Consider the following 17,571-nt stretch of genomic DNA (forward strand, 5'->3'; position numbering starts at 1 on the left):
TCTGTCGGCAAACTCAAAGTTGCACACAAAAAGGCGCCTATTGGCGCCTTTTTTATTACCTAAACTTACGAACCAAATGATAAAGTTGCGGTCACAACAGATACATATTGTTTACATTTGGTAATTATGAAACTGCCGCTACAAAAACTAAGACAGTTCAGCAAAAGCCGCGTCAGTTGGGGATTGCTACTGCTTTCTGCGCTTTCGCTGTTTGTCACCGCTTTGTGGTTTCAACACTACCAGCAACTTGAACCTTGTTTACTGTGTGTCTACATTCGCGTCGCGGTGTTAGGGGTGTTAGTCTCCAGCGCCATCGCCTTGATGATGCCGCACTATCTTGGGGCTAGACTAATTGGTCTTGTAGGATGGTTGATCAGTTCAGGCTTTGGCTTACGAGAGTCGCTTGCCCTTATCGAAAAACAAGCCGGCACTGCTGATTTTGGCCTGTTTGGCCCGACCTGCGATTACATCCCCAACTTCCCCGATTGGGCACCTTTGCATCAGTGGTTACCGCAATTTTTTCTGCCCAATGCCCAATGTGGCGAAGACAGCTGGCTGTTACTGGGATTAACTATGGCGCAGTGGATGGCGATTACTTTTATCGTCTACTTGGTGATTGCGTTGCTGGTATTGCTAAGCCAGCCGTTTCGCCAACCTGCCGCAAACCTCGCTCCCCGTTAATGCCAAACAAAAACCGGCCAACTGGCCGGTTTCTATCACGTTAATCAAGATCTTTGGCTGGCCAACTGGCGATACAGCCCATCAACACTTGACTGTCGGTACCAACATCACGCTCATCCAAGACTTTGTTGCGAATTGACATGCCGCTGGCGTGCATCGCCGATTGACTGCCGGTCAACAGCGGATGCCAGCTTGGCAAGCCACGGCCTTCATGCAGACGACGATAGGCGCAGCTTGGCGGGAACCAGTACAACTCCTCAAGGTTCTCGACCGACACTTTCAGACACTCAGGCACATACTTAAATCGCTGTGGATACTTATTACAGCGACAGGTTTTGTGGTTCAGCAACTGGCAAGCGACGTTGGTGAAGTACACTTCGTCGGTATCATCGTCGATCAACTTGTTTAGGCAGCACTTGCCGCAGCCGTCGCACAGCGATTCCCACTGCTCTTCGGTCATCTCTGACAAGGGTTTGTGCCAAAACGGGGTCGATTCAGACATAGCGATACTCTACTGCAATTTACGAGGGCGAAGATTATAGCGAAAAGCCGCGACGACTCCAGCCCTGTCGTCGCCTCAACACAAAAAACGCCGAGCAAGCTCGGCGTTGTTTCTGCTTAAGAGGTAGCGTTTGCTATCGTCCCAGTTTAATCCGATCAGACAGGTAACCAACCGCCACCGCAAAGTAGTTGGAGCGGTTCCAACGCATCAACGCATCGTAATTAGAATAAGCTAAGTAGATACGGCCAGATTCATCGTCTGGGTACACCAGTGACGCTTCAATGTCGGCATTGGGCAGATCGCCACCATCCCACTTTCGAACGCCCAGTTGTTGCCACTCTGCCAGACTCTTTTTAACCTTGAGCCCTTTAACCTCTTCGGCGATCTCACTGGTAACCGAAACTTGCCGAGCCCAAGTTTTATCGGGATCCCAACCGACGTTTTGCAGGTAGTTCGCCGCTGAAGCAAACACGTCAGGCAAGGTCCCCCAGATATCTTTGCGACCATCGCCATCGTAATCTTCGGCATAGCTTAAAAACGAGGTTGGCATAAACTGAGTCTGCCCCATCGCCCCGGCCCAAGAGCCTTTCATCTTATCGGCACTGATATGACCGGCTTCGATGATCTCCAATGCCGCGAACAGTTGCTTTTTGAAAAAGGCTTCACGGCGTCCTTCGTAAGCTAACGAGGTAGTTGCACCAACCACTGAATAGTTACCGGTATAGCTGCCAAAGTTAGTCTCAATGCCCCACAACGCTACGATAAACCGTGGTTGCACCCCATATTTTTCGCCAATCTCAGTGAGCAGCGGCAAATGCTCGTTGTAAAGCTTGATCGCCTTTTCTACTTTCCATTGCGGCACCGCTTGCGGCAAGTAAGTGTCTAGGGTCTTTTTGTGTTCAGGCTGACTGCGATCGGCAGCGATGGCACGTTTAAACAGTTTGATGCCGTCAAACGCCGAGTTGATGGTGGCATCAGAGATGCCATTTTGCTTGGCCTCAACCTTCAACTGCGCCACGTAGCTTTCAAAGCTTGGCTGCTCTGCCGCAACCACACTAGTCGCCAGCAAACTGCTGGCCAACAGCATCCTTGTGATCATCATGTCCTCAACTTTAGTTGTCTCTGCGGGGCAAATCATCCAGCCCCAATTGGCGCCGATGTTGTTTGAGCATATCCTCTTTTGGCGGTGGCAACTGTAAAAAGAACCCCTTTTCTGCCAATTCGTTACGCACTTTGTTTATGTCAGCTTGACCAAGTTGCATCAGCTTTTCGATGGGTAACACCATAACAAACTTTGGCACCCCAAACAGCGCCATCAATTGCTCTGGAACATCAGAAAAATCATCACGTTTATTGACGTAAAGGTAGGTATCAGCCTTCTTGCTGCTTTTATATACTGCACAAATCATCATTTTACCGATTTTACGCTGCTTCGGCCTTGCGAAATAAGATAACCCCACTATACCATGCGATATCGCAATTTTGTCGCCGCTATTGAGCAACTTAGCTTAGTTGTTGCCGCTGCTCGCAGCGCTTTTGCCGCACGACCAATTTGTCCCCTTGATTACCCTACGCTTGCACGTCCACCACGTTCGCGTACTTGATTGCTATCAGAGGTTTTGAAAGCAGATGGATGCCAATGCAATCCAATTTAAGGGCGGTGGTTTTACCCTATCGGTGCTGACCTTGTGCGGTGCCGACCTGCAATCACTGCAACAACAATTGGCGGATCATATTCGCAAAGCCCCGAAGTTGTTCGCGCAAATGCCAGTGGTGCTGGATCTTAACCGCCTTAGTCAACAAATACCCCTGTGCGATGTCATCAGCATGACCCGTCAAGCGGGTTTAGCACCAATGGCGATAGAGAGCCAACAACAACAGCAGCAACAGCAAGCGCGGGATCTCGGCTTGCCGCTGTTCAAACGCAGCCGCGATCAAACTCAAACACCACTGGTTCCGCCCAAGGTCATTAGCCTGCCGGTGCGCTCTGGGCAACAGATCTATGCCGAAGGTGGTGATCTGATTGTACTTGGCGCTGTTAGTACCGGCGCTGAGATCGTCGCCGACGGCAGTATTCACGTATACGGCACCTTGCGAGGCCGTGCCTTTGCTGGTGCCAATGGCCTAGAACAAGCGCGGATCTTCTGTCACAACCAACAAGCTGAACTGCTCTCTATTGCTGGTCATTATCAGCTCAGTGAACAGTTTGCACCCAGCCAATGGGGACAAGCGCTGATGACTTCACTCCAAGATCAAGCGCTGATCCACCAACCGATTCAACTACGGCAGTAACTCACTATGTCTAAGATCATTGTTGTCACCTCCGGTAAAGGTGGGGTTGGCAAAACCACCACCTCCGCTTCTATCTCTATGGGCCTTGCACTGCGTGGGCACCGCACCGTGGTTATCGACTTCGATATCGGCTTGCGTAATCTTGATCTGATCTTGGGCTGCGAACGCCGCGTGGTGTATGACTTCGTCAACGTTATCCGCGGCGAAGCCACTTTAAATCAGGCACTGATCAAGGATAAGCGCAACGACAACTTGTATGTCCTTCCCGCTTCCCAAACCCGCGACAAAGACGCCCTGTCTCAATCCGGTGTCGAACAGGTACTTGAACAGCTAAAACAGCAGTTTGACTTTATCATCTGTGACAGCCCTGCTGGCATCGAACACGGGGCGATGATGGCGCTCTATTTTGCCGATGAAGCGATCGTCACCACCAACCCTGAAGTGTCTTCAGTACGCGACAGTGACCGTATCATTGGCATGCTGCAAAGCCGCTCTCGCCGTGCCGAACTGGGGCTTGAGCCAGTCAAAGAACACTTGCTACTGACCCGTTACAATCCAGAACGAGTGGCCTCCCAAGAGATGCTTAGCCTGGCGGATGTTGAAGAGATCCTGGCGATCCCAGTGCTGGGGTTGATCCCAGAATGTGGCTCGGTGTTAAACGCCTCCAACAAAGGTCTGCCGGTGATCATGGATGAGACCAGCCACGCTGGCCAAGCCTATCAGGATGCGGTATCGCGACTGCTGGGCGAAGATAAACCACTGCGCTTTTTGGATGTAGAGAAAAAAGGCTGGCTGAAGAAACTGTTTGGAGGGAACTAAACATGGCTTTACTGGATTACTTTAAACGCGACAAGCAAGCAACCAGTGCACAGACCGCCAAAGAGCGATTGCAGATCATCGTCGCCCATGAGCGTTCGCAGCGGGATCAGCCGGACTATCTGCCGGCATTGCGGCGCGAGATTTTGGAAGTGATCAGCAAGTATGTCGACATTGCGCCAGAGGATTTGCAGTGTCAGATTGAACGCCGCGAAGGCGCTCTAACTGTGTTAGAACTGAACGCCACGCTGTCAAAATAGCGCAATCGATAACCAGTCGATGCGTAAGATCACGACCGCCAATTCACCAGGGTAATAATTGTCGTGGATCTTAATTAAATTTGGTAGAAACCGCCCAGAAACGGGTTTGTTAGCTAGCATGACAAACCCGTTTCTTTTTTAATGACGCACACTTACGTTTTATATCCACGGGGTTAAAAAGGTGCAAACTGCGATCATTACTTTCAGCGCTATTTTGGCGTTAGTTACTGGCGTTGCGACCTTTTTATTATTATCCACCCGTGATTTAAAACCCGCTATCGTATTTTGCCTTACCGTTATTACCTCAGTCGCTACCGCTTGGGTATTCCATCATTGCATGTACGTTGAATTTCTTACCTGCGGCGCTTAAACCGCAGTATTGCTCGACTCCAACTAAAAACGGCAACCGCTATCAGATCCACGGTTGCCGTTTTGCTTTCGTTAGAACCTGCTTATCATTTACGCCATCTTGGCAATCTCACCACGCCAAAACGCCGGTCCGCTCTCATGTACGTTATTGCCATCGGCATCAACCGCGACCGTTACTGGCATATCTTTGACTTCAAATTCGTAGATGGCTTCCATACCTAAATCTGCAAATGCCACTACCCGCGCCGCCTTGATCGCCTTCGCCACCAAATAGGCCGCGCCGCCCACTGCCATCAAGTAGGCACTGCGGTGCTTGGCGATGCTTTGCACCGTTGCCGGGCCGCGCTCAGCCTTACCGATCATCCCCATCAAACCGGTTTCAGCCAGCATCTGCTCGGTGAATTTGTCCATTCGAGTCGCCGTCGTCGGCCCTGCTGGGCCAACAACTTCGTCACCAACGGCATCCACCGGACCAACGTAGTAGATAAACTTACCGCTAAAATCGACGCCCTCTGGCATCCCTTGGCCGCTATCCAGCATCTCTTTTAACCGCTTATGGGCAGCATCGCGACCGGTTAGGATCTTGCCGCTAAGCAACAGCACATCGCCGGCCTGCCAACTCTGTTGCTGTTCACGGGTTAGGCTATCGAGGTTTACTCGCTTAACGTTATCGCCAATCTCTTGGGTCACCTGTGGCCAATCGTTAAGATCCGGTACCGGCAACTGCGCCGGGCCGCTGCCATCGAGATGGAAATGCACGTGGCGAGTCGCCGCACAGTTGGGGATCATCACCACCGGCTTGGACGCCGCATGAGTCGGTGCCGAGTTGATTTTGACATCCAGAACGGTCGTTAAGCCGCCCAATCCCTGCGCACCAATTCCTAACTGATTGGCGCGCTCGAAGATCTCTAAGCGCAGTTCTTCCTCCGCATTTTGCGGACCACGCGCTTGCAGTTCATGAATATCCACATGCCCCATCAGCGACTCTTTGGCGAGTACCGCAGCTTTTTCGGCGGTGCCGCCAATGCCAATGCCGAGCATCCCCGGAGGACACCACCCAGCGCCCATGGTAGGCAAAGTCTTAATTACCCAATCAGCGATGTTGTCGGAAGGGTTGAGCATCGCCATTTTCGACTTATTTTCCGAGCCACCGCCTTTGGCCGCCAACATCACCTCGACTTCGCCGCCGGCAACCATCTCGATGTGAACCACCGAAGGAGTGTTATCACGGGTGTTTTTTCGGGCTCCGGCCGGATCAGCCACAATCGAGGCACGCAATGGGTTATCGGGATTCAAGTACGCTTGACGAACACCTTCATCCACCATCTGCTGTACCGTCATATCACTGTCCCACTGCACCTGCATACCAATTTTAACGAAGCAGGTGACGATACCGGTATCTTGGCATAGTGGCCGGCGCCCTTCGGCGCTCATCCGCGAATTGATTAAGATCTGCGCAATGGCATCTTTGGCCGCGGGGTTTTGTTCGCGCTCATGCGCTTTTGCCAAGGCATCGATAAAATCTTTAGGGTGGTAGTAGGAAATGTACTGCAATGCATCAGCGACCGAGCTGATAAAGTCTTGCTTACGAATAACGGCCATATCTGTCTCCGATGGGCATCCCGCCCGCAGGGCTGTTCGCCGGTGGGTTCCGACGATGTAATAAATTTCGGAGATATCATACCTCTAACCTCGGCAGGGGCTCCAGTTGTTGCGACCCAGATCACGCCGATAACGGTGATTGGACTATCCAATCGTTGGCACTAAACGCCAAAGATCAACACCCCCTAGTCGCCAAGCAGATGACCATTTTGCCAACACTGGGGTAACGGTTCGCCGGATGGAAAGGTCAAATTGGCCTTGTCGCACCACTGCAACTTGGCCGTTGGCGAGCCTGGGCTCAGTTGCACCTCTATCCGTTCGACAAATGGATTGATCAGATCCTGTTCTCCGATTGCCTCGACCAAGTCACCGCTTTGCTGTTCACGCAATAGCATACGCCCTTCCCTCTATTTGACTGTGGTTAGCTAATTTTAGCTGGGAACGCCGATGCTTGAGTCCGTCCTTGTGCCACTGGCAGCATCACCATCGACAGTGCCCCAACCGCAAAAAACGCCATTATCACCAACAGCCCTTGTCGCAGTGACAATAGATCAGCCACCAGCGCGAACGCCCCTGTGCCAAGCACCGCGGCCAATCGAGAGAACAAGCCCCAATAGCCGAAGATTTGCGCCGAATGCGCATTCGGGGCCAACAGTGCCACCAAGGTGCGACTGGCGCTTTGAGTCGCCCCCAACCCGGCACCGGCGATCACCGTACAGATCACAAATAGCCGATTTAACTCGACCGATAACCACATCGATAGCGCCTGCAGTTGATGAATCGCGATAAGTCCCAGTAGCCACCAACACAGCGTATAAATCACCAACCGCTTGGAACCCACCAGCCGTTCCAGCAAACCAAAACCGATGGCACCAACAAGCGCCGACAGTTGCAACGCCAAAAACACCGTGGTTTTTTCTCTGTCGCTAAGGCTTAACTCCCCCTCAACGTAGATCCCAAAGAATTTAATCACCGTCGCCATACCGGCGCTGTATACGGTGAAGATCAACAAAAACCGCCACAGCACCGGTAACTGTTTTACCAACGTGGTGGTTGCGGCAAATTGCCGCCAGGTACGCTTTAGTATCGAGGTCGCCACCTGGCCTTGCCACGGTTTGGGCTCTTTTAGCCACACCATGGTTGGCAACGACGCGACAATAAAAAAACCCCGCCACCACCACCATCGCCAGCTGGTTATCATGAACGTAGGCATCAAATTGGTTGGGGCTACTGGTTATCACCACAAACAGCACCAACATCAAGCTGGCCAAACCGCCAAGGTAGCCAATGCCCCAACCTAAGCCTGAGATCCAGCCAATATGGCGCGGCTCACTAATATCGGTAAGAAAACTGGCACATAGGCTCTCCCCCAACATCCAGCAACAGTTGCTTACCACCAACAACCACACCGCTAACCACACTGCACCGGGTTCAACCCAGTACAAACTGGCGGTTGCTAAGCTGCACAACCACATGGTCGCCAACAGCATGCGTTTCTTACCACCAAACTGATCGGCAATGCAGCCGACCAGCGGCGCCAACACCATCGACAATAGACTGGAAATGCCAATCGCCAATGCCCAATAACGGTTGCCGTAGCCACTGTCCGCCGGAACAATGAAGCCGACAAAAAAAGCGCTGTAAACCAAAGTGATAACCACCGTGGTGTAAGCTGAATTAGCGACATCAAACATCGCCCAACCAAAGAGTTGTCGTTTGTTGACTGGCGCATGCCGTCTGTCCTTGACCGTCATCATTTGCCTCACAAATCGCTGTTGCCACTACCCTTAAACACAGGTCTATCGGAGTACCAGCCCATGCCGTCTTTTTGGTTTGTACTAGCGCTACTGTCGGTCACGCTGCCTTTGTATGCAGCCAAACCGCTTGATGCTCAGCAGCAAAGCTTGCTCTCCTTGCAAGGGCACTGGTTCGGGCAGATGGAATTCATCGAACCGGGCAGTGGCCGCCTGGTGCGGCAGCCACTGCAGTTACAGGTAAGTGCCAGCATTGATAACAGCAGCCTGTTTATCCATCGCCAATTCAGCTCACCTGATCTGGCAATTGATACCTTTACCATTCGTACCCTAACTAACCCGGCACAGGTCGCCTACGTTCGCGGCGGGCGCTTGAAAACCTTCCAAAGCCAAACTGTCGCGTTACAACAGTTAAGCCAACAAAGCTGGATATTAGTGCAGGAGCACCACGATACCGAAGGCGACCGGCCAATTACCGTACGCTACACCCTAAGACGCAGTGGCGATAGCTTCAGCAATACCAAAGAGGTCGACTACCGCGACGACAAGCAACAACTGTGGCAACTGCGGTACCGCAGCGCCTATCAGCGGCACCCAGACAACGTCCTACCGCAAGCTGAATCGCCACCGTCGATTTTGGGGCCACAGCGCCGGGGCTACAGTCGGCCGCTGCCACCGGTGTTGTGACGGCTACGGCACCAGTCACTGCACAAACAAGCGCCAGTTGAGGCGCCAATGGCATGGTTAACCGCGACTAAATGTTCCTTGTCCAGCCGAACTTTATTATTCTTCGCCGCCTTAATTACAGCAGCGTATCGATTGATAAATTTGGAAACAGATCAGTCCGCTAGCTGATCAATTCGATAGCCACTGACGATCCCAGCGAGTAACTCCCCATGGTAAGATCCGCCCACTTCCCCACCACCGCTTCTGAACCATCAAGGCTCGACATGGACGATAATAAACGGCCGCTGTTTATCCACTACGCCGGCCCCGTACTGCTGGAATCACCACTGCTTAACAAAGGCTCGGCATTTACCGACGACGAACGCTGCGACTTTAACCTGCACGGCCTGCTGCCCAAGGCGGTAGAAACCATCGACGAACAGGTAACGCGTGCCGCTGAACAATACCGCGCCTTCACCAACGACATGGATCGCCACGTCTACCTGCGCAACATTCAAGACACCAACGAAACCCTGTTTTACCGATTGGTGCAAGATCACATCAGCGAGATGATGCCAATCATCTACACCCCAACTGTGGGCGCGGCTTGCGAGCAGTTCTCCAACATCTATCGTCGTTCGCGCGGGTTGTTCATCGCCTATGAAGATCGCGACCGCGTTGATGAGGTGCTGTACAACGCCATCGGCCGTAACGTTAAGGTCATCGTGATCACCGACGGCGAGCGTATTTTGGGTCTTGGCGACCAAGGCATTGGCGGCATGGGCATTCCTATCGGCAAATTGTCGCTGTACACCGCCTGTGGTGGTATCAGCCCCGCCTACACCCTGCCGATCGTATTGGATGTTGGCACCGACAACCCACAGCGGTTAAACGATCCGGTTTACATGGGGGCTCGCCACAACCGCATCAGCGGCGAAGAGTACGATGCCTTTGTCGATACCGTAATGCAGGCGATCAAGCGCCGTTGGCCTAATGCTTTGGTGCAGTTTGAAGATTTTGCTCAGCGCAATGCCATGCCACTGCTGAATCGCTACAAAGATCAAATGTGCTGCTTCAACGATGACATTCAAGGTACGGCGGCGGTGACAGTAGGCAGCTTGCTGGCCGCCTGTAAAGCGCAGGGCTCGGAACTGACCGAGCAAACCATCGCGTTCTTGGGTGCAGGCTCCGCCGGTTGCGGCATTGCTGAGGCGATCATTGCCGAGATGGTGTCACAAGGGCTGGATGAGGCCTCCGCCCGAGCGCGGATCTTTATGGTGGACCGTTGGGGCTTGCTGCAAGATGGCATGCCTAATCTGTTGGACTTCCAGCAGCAGTTGGTGCAGCCACAAGATCTGGCCGCCCAGTGGCAGACCGCCAGCGACAATATCTCATTGCTAGAGGTGGTCGAAAACGCCAAACCTTCGGTGTTAATTGGCGTCTCTGGCGCCCCTGGTCTGTTCACCCAACAGATCATCGAAACCATGGCGGTTAATCACACCCAGCCCATCGTATTCCCGCTGTCCAACCCAACCAGCCGCGTTGAAGCGACCCCTGAGGACATTCTCCGCTGGACTGACGGCCGCGCACTGGTTGCCACCGGCAGCCCTTTTGCGCCAGTAGTGGTTGATGACAAGGTTTATCCGATTGCCCAATGCAATAACAGCTACATCTTCCCCGGCGTTGGCTTGGGCGTGTTGGCAGCCAGTGCCGAGCGGGTTACCGACAACATGCTGATGGCCGCCAGTCGGGCCTTGGCGGAATGCTCGCCGCTGGCAATGAAAGGCGAAGGACCATTGCTGCCGGATCTCGAACAGATCCAAGAGGTATCGAAACAGATCGCGTTTGCGGTGGGTAAAGCGGCAATGCAAGATGGCGTGGCGATGCGAGTAAAGCTGGATCACCTGCGCGAAGCGATTGAGCAAAGTTTCTGGCAGCCGGAATATCGCCAGTACAAACGCTCGGCGTTCTAAACCAAGGCCAACAACCAACAAGCCGACCAAACTGGTCGGCTTGTTAATTTCTGTCGAAAGATCGGTCGTCGGCTAAAGCTAAACAGCCTCTAAATTGATAGGCGCTGCAACAACTGTTGTTGCCAACGGTTATCGTCTGGATGGGCGGCGCACCAATCGCGCATTGACGGTGCGGCCATCGCCCGCTTTAACGAGTTACGCGCCAAATTCACTTGGGTTGCGGTAATTTTACAGCGGCGTGAATAGCGCCCTTGGCGCCGATTAAGCCAATGACGGGCCGCGCTTGGCAGATACGCGTGGTTTTTACTGTAACCGGCGGCGACCACTTCGGCCGAGGCCACCGCTTGCCAGCACTGACGCAGATTGGGGGTGTCGCTTTGCTCTAACAAGTTGTTGTGCGGTGCCATTAAGCGGCCAATACCCCGACTGCCTACTAACTCCTCCAGCCAAGTAGCGCTGATTGGATTATCAAAAGTGGGACAGTGGATAGCCATCTTCACATCCTTGCGACCGAGTAAAATCTAAAGGTTAGAAGAAAATTCAAGCGCCGAAATCAGCAACATTGTTAATGTGCCAAGTTAGCCATCGCGGCTAACCGCAAACGCATTCCAGCAACGGTTTGCGTTTATCGTTGACAAATCGCAGTGCGCCATCGCTGTGTTCCACCTCACCTGAAATCGGCAGCAGTGCCGGCCGTTTAAACTCGAACGCCGCTTGGGTCAGATCCTGTGGCGCCGCCGCCAGTACCTTGGCAACCATATACATGCCGTGGGCGATCGGTTCATTAAAGCCAAATGGCTTAGACAACCAGCGATGCAGATGGATTGGATTGAAGTCACCAGATAGACGAGCGTAGCCCCGAGCCTGCGCCGCATCCAACTGCAGTGGTGCCAACATCTGCCAGTCACGGTTAACCCGACGTTCACGGGCTGGGCGAGTATCACTCTTGGGGCCTGGGATCTTAATAAAACAGCGCGACTGATAACGACTAACCAGCGCCGCATCGTCAGCGCTGTCGTCAAAGAATTCACCGACCAGTTCAAACTCAAGGCCGCGTTCATTGTGAACTTGCTCGCCGACCGATAGTTCAAAGCGGTAGCTGCGATTTAGCGCAAACGGCTTAAACTGCTCGAAGGCGACACCAAGGTGGATCATCCCCAGCGGCGTTACCGGAACTTGCGGCTGGCACAACAACATCAATTGCAGCGGCTGAGTCGCCACAAACGGAAAACTCAACGGCATCGCCTCTGCGGCAAAACCACAGTAACTGTTGTAACTGGCTAACTGCTTCGCATCCAGACGAAAATCAGCCACCACGACTTTGGCAGCAGGCAGTGGTGCCCCTTTGGCTTTTTTTAGAAAGGCTTTTAACAATAAGCCAACGTTTGAGGGGATCTGCGCGTAGCGAAGTTCAATCTGCATAACGGTCCAAGCTGTCGATAAAACGGCGCATAGGCTAACGCCATGAACGGCATACACAGAGCAGACCAGTGGCGCCTGTTGTGCATTATTTACCCTAACGCTATCAGAATGTTATGTAGATACCAAAACGCCGAGGCAAATACCTCGGCGTTTTCGGCTGTCGCTTAACTAGGGCGTGTTGACGTTTGGTGTTGAGAATTTGGTCGAGGATAGCGGCTGTCAATCGAGGATTGCGATTGAAGGCCCTCTCTTCTGAAATCAAAATCAGGGCTCTACGTCGAAATCGTATGACGAAGAGTGACAGCCGCTAGTCCGACCCTGCAAGGCGCCCCTCAGTGACCTTGGAACAGCAAAACAAACCGGACAAGTTCAATTTGCTATCATAAAGTAGCCAATAATGGGCGCAAAAATATACGACAAAGGTCAACACGCCCTAATCAAAGCTTAGCTGTTGCTTATAGGCGGTCATCACCGCTTCACTTTGCTGCGACTGTTCATGCAACCAATCAAACATCGCTTTGATTGCAGGCACCTCTTTGCGATCGGGGTGGCAGACGGTGATGTAAGCCTGTTCCGCTTTAACAAAGGTATTGATCGGCACCACCAGATTACCGTGCGCTACCTGAGGCGCCACCATCCGCCAACGACCGATGGCAACTCCCTGTCCTGACATCGCCGCCCGGTAGCCAAGATCGGAGCGGTTAAACACAAACCCGCGCGCTACCGCCAGCGGATCCAGCCCAGCCTGACTGGCCCAATAGCGCCATTCATCGTGGGTATCGGCGCCTGGCCAGGCGCGCTCATCGTGCAGCAATAAGCAACTGCCGAGCGCATCGGGATTTTGCCAAAGGTTGTGTTCGTCAGCGTACTCTTTGGAACATACCGGCACCAACAATTCATCAAACAGCAATTGCTGATGCAGATGATGACGCTCTGGACGATCGTAATACACCGCCACATCGACTTTTTCGGTCAAAAAGTCGGTAGCACGGCTTTGGGCACGGACACTCAAGGTTAACTTAGGGTACTGCGAATGCAGATCGCCCAAACGTTCAGCCAACCAACAACGAGCAAAGCTATGTGGCACCGCGACATTAACGTTTGAGGTGAACTCTTGCTGGCGCAGATCACGAATGGCACCGTCAAGCTCCCCCAAGGAGCTATCTAGTACCGCCAGCAACCCTTGCCCCTGTTCGGTTAGCTGTAACCGCCGGTTAAATCGCAGGAACAGCTTAAAACCAAGTTGGTCTTCCAATTTTTTAATGCGATGGCTAACCGCGCTTTGAGTTAGGTGCAACTCTTCTGCTGCTTTGGTGAAGCTCAGATGGCGGGCAGCGCTGGCAAAACAGAACATCGACGACAAAATGGTACTGCTAAGCATGACGATCTCTCGGCTTGGGTGACTATCGGATTAATCAACTTCATTCGATAGCCATAGTATGCGTGAAGTTGGCCACAGTCGCTTGAGCCAAATTCAGCAACGGGAGGCGCTTCACGGATGCCAATAAATAACCGATTGGATCGTATTAATAGATTGACCGCCGTGATCTAAATCACTACCTACTTGGCAGTAATTCAGGCGCAAGTTCAAATAGATGAATTTCAGTCGAGTCCCAACACACACCAGTGGCCGTTGAGATCTACACCGTAACAGCCATCACGCAGTTCGGCCTGTTCGGCAAACTGGTAGTACAGTGGCCGCGACAACCGTGCCCAGTTGCCATGCCATAACTCAACCGCCGGCAAGCCATCCCGCAGTTGCCAACGGTGCGCCGCCGACAGTTCAACCACCACGCCCATAGTGCCAGTGAATCGCACCGTGCCGCCGACGCATTGATAATCGGTTAATACAAATGGCAGGTCGGCCACTTGCACCCGCCATTTTTCCTGCGGTGTCACCAAATAATATTGACCATCGGCTTCGCAGCGCAGCACGCTGGCAAACAGTTGCGCCAACCGCTGTCGCTGCATTGGCGCACCTTGGCAGTACCAACGACCATCGCCATCGATATTAATATCAATGTCACCACACAGCGGCGGCTGCCATTGATCCAACTTGGGGTGCTCACCAATCTGTTTAACCAGCCGCTCTAGCATCTATTCGCGCTCCTGTTGGACCAATTGCAACAACGCTTGCAATGGATGGCGCAGGTGGCGATTGTCCAATCGTTTAACCTGACTGCGGCAAGAGTAGCCGCTTACCAGCGCTTCGCCGGTACCACCATGCAACCGCTCGGCCCAGTGCATCTGGTACAACTGCTTAGAGCGCATCAGATTACCAATCTCATGACCGTAGGTGCCTGCCATGCCGCAGCAGCCAACGCTGACCGTTTCCAGTTGCGCACCAAAGTGGCTAAATAGCTGCTGCCACTGCCCTGCCCCTTGCGGCGCAACGCTGCTCTCGGTGCAGTGCCCCATCAGGCGGAACTGTTGACCATGGGCGCTGCGCGGTTGCCAATTATCAAGGTGCTGCAGCAAAAACGGCGCCAGCAGTTGCACCTCAAAACGGATAGCGCTAGCGCCCAACGCCTCGACGTACTCGTCTTGGTAGGTCAGCACCATCGCCGGATCGACCCCGACCATCGCCACCCCAAACTGCGCCAGCCGGTTAAGCGCCTCAGTGGTCGTCGCGGCGGTATGGCGGAAGCGATCTAAAAATCCTTTAATGTGTTGTGGCTTACCGTGCCGCAGGTACGGCACTAACCGCACCTCAAAGCCCAACGCACTAAGCAGTGCCAGTGCATCCGCCACCACCTGCGCATCGTAGTGGCTGGTAAAGGGATCTTGCACCAACAACACGCTGCGCTGTTTTTGCGCCTCGCTCATCCCTTTAAGTTCGGCTTCTAACTCGCCTAGGGTTTGCGGTTGCGCGGCGATGCGATCGCGTAAAATCGGCACACTTAACGCCGGGGCATCAACGTAGCCAAGCGAATGTTTTAATGCCCAGCGGCTCAACCAATTTTGGCTCAGTGCATTAATCAGCTTGGGCATTTTGGTTTGCAGCGGCAAGGTATCTTCCAGCCCAGCAACCAAGTGATCTTTCAGCGGTCGCAGATAACGGCGGTAGTAGTGATGCAAAAACTCAGAGCGCAACGTTGGAATATCAACCTTGACTGGACAAGCCCCAGAACAGGCTTTACAAGCCAAACAGCTTTGCATCCCTTGATATACCTCATGGGAAAAATCATCACTGTGCTGCAAGGTATTTTTCGCCCGCTGCCAAAAGCTTGCTGGCCGCGGCGGATAGGCACTTAGATCGACGCCTCGCTCAGCCAGCAGTCGCAGCCATTCACGCATCAAATCGGCGCGGCCTTTCGGGCTTTCCACCCTATCACCACTGGCCATATAAGATGGGCACATCGGCGTCTGTTTTTGATAGTTAAAACATAAACCGTTGCCGTTACAGCGGATCGCCCGTTCATATTGTTCGCGGCTCATTGGGCTGATCTGCCGATTAAAGCTGCCACGACTGCTGGTCTCCAACGGCAGGATCTCGGCATCGCTGCCAAGCGGCGTACAAATTTTACCCGGATTTAGGCGATTAGACGGATCAAACCAGCCTTTGATCCGCCGCAGCTCAATAAACAGTTCGCCAAACACCTCGGGCCCATATTTAGAGCGAATGCCACGACCATGCTCGCCCCACATCAACCCACCATATTTTTGGGTTAACTCTGCCACCTGATCCGACAACTGATACAGCAGTTGCTCATCGGCCGGATCGGCCAGATCCAGTGCAGGACGCACGTGTAACACGCCCGCATCAACGTGACCAAACATCCCATAACGTAACTGCTGCGCGTCCAACAACGCGCGAAATTCGACGATAAAATCCGCCAAATGTTCTGGTGGTACCGCGGTATCTTCAGCAAACGCGATTGGTTTACGCGCCCCTTTGGCCGCCCCAAGTAAGCCAACGGCTTTTTTGCGCATCGCGTAAACGCGGCTGATCTCCCCCAGGTCGCGACATACCCGATAGCCTAAAATCGACGGCGGTTTACTGTCTAGCCGCGCCAGCAGGTTAGCCACTTTGGCGTTGACCTGATCCGGCTCGCCGGCAAACTCGACCATATTGATGCCATCAAAGCGGTCGCTGTGGTCGCTTGGCTCGATCAATTCAGCGACACTGTGCCAACTGACGTCCTGCTTGGCAAAACCAAGCACCGTGGCATCGATGGTCTCCACCACCGTAGCACTGGCGTTAACCAGCGCCGGCGCATCCCGTAAGGCGCTATCAAAACTGTCGTATTGAATATTCACCAGCACCCGTGATTCAGGAATTGGGGTCAACCCCAGCCGCGCTTCAACAACAAACCCTAAAGTGCCTTCGGCGCCACACAGCAGCCGAGTCAGATCCAGTACGTCATTGTTGGCATCGTAGCAGTGCTTCAGATCGTAACCGGTCAGAAACCGGTTGAGTTTGGGAAAGCGCGCTTCGATTGCCGCTTGCTGTTGCTGACACAACAGCAGCACCGACTCGGCCAATTGCTTGGCGCGACCGGTCAGCTGAGCACGAGCCTCCGCATCCCACGGTTCGGTAACCAGCAACGAGCCATCGTCCAGCACCGCAGTGATCCCAAGTACATGATCCGAGGTTTTGCCGTACACTAGAGAACCGGCACCGGAGGCATCGGTGGAGATCATCCCGCCGATAGTGGCACGGTTGGAGGTCGACAGATCCGGAGAGAAAAACAGCCCATGGGGTTTTAGCTGATCGTTCAGCGCATCTTTAATCACCCCGCACTGAACCTGCGCCTGGTGAGATTCGCCATCAACCTCAATCACCTGAGTTAAAAATCGTGCGGTATCGACGATGATGCCATCGTTGAGCGCTTGACCATTGGTACCAGTACCACCACCACGGGCGCTAAAGGTGATGTCAGCGTAAGCTGGGGTTTGCCCCAGACGCAGCGCGATCTGCAGATCCTCAACGGATTTCGGGGCGATGATCGCTTGCGGCAACAGCTGGTAGATGCTGTTGTCAGTCGCATGATTGATGCGATGGCCATAGCGACTTTCAATAACCCCACTGAAACCGGCCCCTTTTAGGGCGGTCAGGTAGGCTTGGTACTGCGGCTTTAGCGCCGCCTCTGGGTGTAACGCCGGTAACATATCACTTCCTTGCCGATCGCCTTTACTACGCGGCGATCAGTACGTCTGGGTTGAATGCAGTGCCTCACCCAGTTTCTAAATTCTGTCCGATAGAATAAAAAAAAGAAGCCGCGATAGCGCGG

17 protein-coding genes and 1 pseudogene are annotated in these 17,571 nt (G+C 53.3%); 6 read left to right on the forward strand and 12 right to left on the reverse strand.

The features are described 5' to 3' along the window. Positions 1–126: 126 nt before the first annotated feature. Entirely contained in the window at positions 127–681 is a 555-nt protein-coding gene (gene dsbB, locus G506_RS0102740; protein WP_035386900.1) for a disulfide bond formation protein DsbB, read from the forward strand. Between the two features lie 40 nt (positions 682–721). Here dsbB and G506_RS0102745 read toward each other — a convergent pair whose 3' ends face one another. The 3 genes from G506_RS0102745 to G506_RS0102755 all read right to left on the reverse strand — a co-directional run bounded on the left by G506_RS0102745 (position 722) and on the right by G506_RS0102755 (position 2,592). After that, positions 722–1,183, reverse strand: a complete 462-nt coding sequence (locus tag G506_RS0102745) for a YcgN family cysteine cluster protein (protein WP_084631101.1) — start codon at positions 1,181–1,183, stop codon at positions 722–724. 133 nt (positions 1,184–1,316) lie between these two features. Then, positions 1,317–2,282: a lytic murein transglycosylase gene (locus G506_RS0102750; protein ID WP_028115544.1), complete on the reverse strand. Its 966-nt coding sequence runs from the start codon at positions 2,280–2,282 to the stop codon at positions 1,317–1,319. A 13-nt stretch (positions 2,283–2,295) separates the two neighbouring features. Continuing rightward, positions 2,296–2,592 (reverse strand): YcgL domain-containing protein, encoded by a 297-nt coding sequence (locus G506_RS0102755; protein ID WP_028115545.1) that lies wholly within the window; start codon positions 2,590–2,592, stop codon positions 2,296–2,298. A gap of 220 nt (positions 2,593–2,812) precedes the next feature. Here G506_RS0102755 and minC point away from each other — a divergent pair, with 220 nt between their 5' ends. The 3 genes from minC to minE are packed head-to-tail and all read left to right on the forward strand — an operon-like array spanning position 2,813 to position 4,551. Beyond that, positions 2,813–3,475: a septum site-determining protein MinC gene (gene minC / locus G506_RS0102760; protein WP_028115546.1), complete on the forward strand. Its 663-nt coding sequence runs from the start codon at positions 2,813–2,815 to the stop codon at positions 3,473–3,475. A gap of 6 nt (positions 3,476–3,481) precedes the next feature. Then, positions 3,482–4,294 carry a septum site-determining protein MinD gene (gene minD, locus G506_RS0102765; RefSeq protein ID WP_028115547.1) on the forward strand — a complete coding sequence of 271 codons (813 nt, stop codon included), beginning with the start codon at positions 3,482–3,484 and terminating at the stop codon, positions 4,292–4,294. Positions 4,295–4,296: 2 nt separating this feature from the next. After that, positions 4,297–4,551, forward strand: a complete 255-nt coding sequence (minE, locus tag G506_RS0102770; protein ID WP_028115548.1) for a cell division topological specificity factor MinE — start codon at positions 4,297–4,299, stop codon at positions 4,549–4,551. 459 nt (positions 4,552–5,010) lie between these two features. Here the strand turns inward: minE and G506_RS0102780 are convergent, their stop codons facing one another. The 4 genes and pseudogenes from G506_RS0102780 to G506_RS21335 all read right to left on the reverse strand — a co-directional run. Then, positions 5,011–6,522, reverse strand: coding sequence for a fumarate hydratase (locus tag G506_RS0102780; RefSeq protein WP_028115549.1), 1,512 nt, complete (start codon positions 6,520–6,522; stop codon positions 5,011–5,013). Positions 6,523–6,707: 185 nt separating this feature from the next. Continuing rightward, complete coding sequence (locus tag G506_RS0102785; RefSeq protein ID WP_028115550.1) at positions 6,708–6,917, reverse strand: hypothetical protein; 210 nt, start codon at positions 6,915–6,917, stop codon at positions 6,708–6,710. Positions 6,918–6,943: 26 nt separating this feature from the next. Beyond that, complete coding sequence (locus G506_RS21330; RefSeq protein ID WP_084631103.1) at positions 6,944–7,735, reverse strand: MFS transporter; 792 nt, start codon at positions 7,733–7,735, stop codon at positions 6,944–6,946. 133 nt (positions 7,736–7,868) lie between these two features. Next, positions 7,869–8,279, reverse strand: a pseudogene (locus tag G506_RS21335) (MFS transporter); the annotation flags it as partial. 60 nt (positions 8,280–8,339) lie between these two features. On the opposite strand from G506_RS21335, the gene G506_RS0102800 reads away from it, so the two are divergent. Continuing rightward, the gene (locus G506_RS0102800) at positions 8,340–8,963 is read left to right on the forward strand and encodes a hypothetical protein (RefSeq protein WP_028115553.1); all 624 of its coding nucleotides are present in this window, start codon (positions 8,340–8,342) and stop codon (positions 8,961–8,963) included. Between the two features lie 263 nt (positions 8,964–9,226). Further along, on the forward strand, positions 9,227–10,915 hold the full coding sequence (locus G506_RS0102805) for an NAD-dependent malic enzyme (RefSeq protein ID WP_028115554.1): 1,689 nt from the start codon (positions 9,227–9,229) through the stop codon (positions 10,913–10,915). Between the two features lie 89 nt (positions 10,916–11,004). Here G506_RS0102805 and G506_RS0102810 read toward each other — a convergent pair whose 3' ends face one another. The 5 genes from G506_RS0102810 to ydiJ form a co-directional block, all read right to left on the reverse strand. Further along, positions 11,005–11,409 carry a DUF4259 domain-containing protein gene (locus tag G506_RS0102810; protein ID WP_028115555.1) on the reverse strand — a complete coding sequence of 135 codons (405 nt, stop codon included), beginning with the start codon at positions 11,407–11,409 and terminating at the stop codon, positions 11,005–11,007. 97 nt (positions 11,410–11,506) lie between these two features. Beyond that, complete coding sequence (locus G506_RS0102815; protein WP_028115556.1) at positions 11,507–12,337, reverse strand: MaoC/PaaZ C-terminal domain-containing protein; 831 nt, start codon at positions 12,335–12,337, stop codon at positions 11,507–11,509. Between the two features lie 433 nt (positions 12,338–12,770). Continuing rightward, the gene (gene dsdC, locus G506_RS18555) at positions 12,771–13,718 is read right to left on the reverse strand and encodes a DNA-binding transcriptional regulator DsdC (RefSeq protein WP_051201842.1); all 948 of its coding nucleotides are present in this window, start codon (positions 13,716–13,718) and stop codon (positions 12,771–12,773) included. A gap of 221 nt (positions 13,719–13,939) precedes the next feature. Then, on the reverse strand, positions 13,940–14,434 hold the full coding sequence (locus G506_RS18560; RefSeq protein ID WP_051201843.1) for a DUF1285 domain-containing protein: 495 nt from the start codon (positions 14,432–14,434) through the stop codon (positions 13,940–13,942). Next, on the reverse strand, positions 14,435–17,449 hold the full coding sequence (gene ydiJ, locus G506_RS0102830) for a D-2-hydroxyglutarate dehydrogenase YdiJ (protein WP_028115557.1): 3,015 nt from the start codon (positions 17,447–17,449) through the stop codon (positions 14,435–14,437). Between the last annotated feature and the right edge of the window lie 122 nt (positions 17,450–17,571).

The sequence above is a fragment of the Ferrimonas senticii DSM 18821 genome, assembly GCF_000422665.1.
Lineage (GTDB): Bacteria > Pseudomonadota > Gammaproteobacteria > Enterobacterales > Shewanellaceae > Ferrimonas > Ferrimonas senticii.